Genomic DNA, 1,794 nt, shown 5'->3' on the forward strand with positions numbered 1-1,794 from the left:
GCATGTTGATCCCACGCGCAGCCATAGTGGTCTGGACTTGGAGACCGTCCATTTCAGGCATCCGCACATCCAAGATAACGCAGCCTACTTCAGCGGACTTCGCTGTCCTGAGAAATTCCACTCCGGAGGTGTAGGCGATGACATCATAGCCCGCGGTTTTGAGCGCGAAGCTTGCCGCCTTGCGGATGCTCTCCTCGTCGTCGACCAGATGAATGATGCGTCTATCCCCCATGTTCCTCCTCCGCCCGCGCGTGGATCAGCGTGAAGTGAAAGCACGTGCCGCCTCGGTCGGAGCGCTCCATCCAGATGCGGCCGCCATGTGCTTCGATGATCGTCCGGCAGATCGAGAGGCCAAGGCCCATGCCGTCGGCCTTCGTCGATGTGAACGCTATGAACAGTTGTTCGCGAATTTCTTCCGCGATCCCGGGGCCGGTATCCTCCACCGTAACCTCGACAAGGCCGTCGGCACGCAAACTCGTCGCGACTTTGAGGTCGCGGATCGATGATTCTGCCATGGCCTCAACGGCGTTGCGCATCAGGTTTACGAGCACCTGCTGGATCTGCACCCTGTCGATGAGGACCGGCGTGGCTGCGGGGTCGATTGCGAAGAAGCTACGGATGCCCCGCTCGCGCGCGCCGACCAGTGCCAGTTGGCTTGCCTCGGTGATGACTTGCGGCAGGTCGTGCAAACTCTTGTCGACCTCACCGCGTGCGACGAAGTCGCGGAGGCGCCGGACGATGTGGCCAGCGCGCAGCGTCTCCTGAGCGGCATCGTCCATTACGGACCGAAGAGAGACGAATGGCTCATCATTCTGGACAGCGAGCATGTCCCGAATGGTTTCGAGATAGAGCGCCACTGCGGCGAGCGGCTGATTGAGTTCATGAGCAAGCGTGGAGGCCATCGTACCCATCGCGCTCAACCGCGAGACATGAACCAACTCCGCTTGCAGTTCCTTGAGCCTGAGCTCATCCTGCTCCTTGGCGGTGAGATCCCGGATGAACCCTGTGAAAAGCCGCTGGCCCTCTTCACCGGCCTCGCCGACCGACAACTGCATCGGGAAGGTCGAGCCGTCGCGGCGCTGACCCACAACGACGCGGCCCAGACCGATGATCCGGCGCTCGCCCGTCTGCAGATAATGCGCGATGTATTCGTCGTGCCGGTCGCGGTCGGGCTGAGGCATAAGACAGGAGACATTTTGCCCGACGAGCTCGGCTTCCGAATAGCCGAACATGCGCTGGGCAGCAGCGCTGAACGAGGTGATGACGCCGGCCTCGTCGATTATTATCATTGCATCAGGTACGGTCGCCAGGATCGATTGCAGATGCTGCTCGCGCGTTTCGTTTGAAGCCCGGACCGCCGCCTCGTCGGTGACATCCCGGCTGATGCAGGCAAAGCCTCGATGGGCGTCGTCTTCGAACAGCGCAGTGATGGTCAATCGCGCAAGGTATTCCGAGCCGTTCTCGCAGACTCGCCAGGCTTCACGCTCCAGAGTGCCTTCGCGCAGAGCGGCGTCCAAGTCGGCGCGGGGCCGTCCTGCCGTTATCTCGTCTGGCGGGTAGAACAGGTGGTGCGGCTGTGCCAGAACACGGTCGAGCGGCCAACATTCGGCACGCTCGCCTTCTTCATTATAGCTCAGCACGATCCCGGAAGGATCGAGCAGCGTCAGGACGTGGCCGCCAGCCTGTCGCAGGAACAGCGGCGCAAGCCGCGCTACGTCGCTTGCAATCTCGTCCGCCCCGCGCCTCGTGTCGACCATCGGCCGGCTCACATACCTGGCCGGGCGCACGTATCCG

At 62.2% G+C, this 1,794-nt stretch carries 2 protein-coding genes; both read right to left on the reverse strand.

What is annotated here, in order from left to right; genetic code table 11:
- Positions 1 to 232 (reverse strand): response regulator transcription factor (locus tag BGN95_RS20545; RefSeq protein ID WP_286773843.1); only part of this gene is annotated, 232 nt, incomplete at its 3' end.
- The gene (locus BGN95_RS20550; protein ID WP_286773844.1) at positions 222 to 1,757 is read right to left on the reverse strand and encodes a PAS domain-containing sensor histidine kinase; all 1,536 of its coding nucleotides are present in this window, start codon (positions 1,755 to 1,757) and stop codon (positions 222 to 224) included. The genes BGN95_RS20545 and BGN95_RS20550, both read right to left, overlap by 11 nt.
- Positions 1,758 to 1,794 lie beyond the last annotated feature (37 nt).

Source organism: Sphingomonas sp. 66-10, from assembly GCF_001897045.1.
GTDB lineage: Bacteria > Pseudomonadota > Alphaproteobacteria > Sphingomonadales > Sphingomonadaceae > Sphingomonas > Sphingomonas lycopersici.

Coding starts and splice junctions, on each gene's coding strand:
- BGN95_RS20550 (WP_286773844.1), bottom strand. CDS start 1,757: ATGGTCGACACGAGGCGCGGGGCGGACGAGATTGCAAGCGACGTAGCG.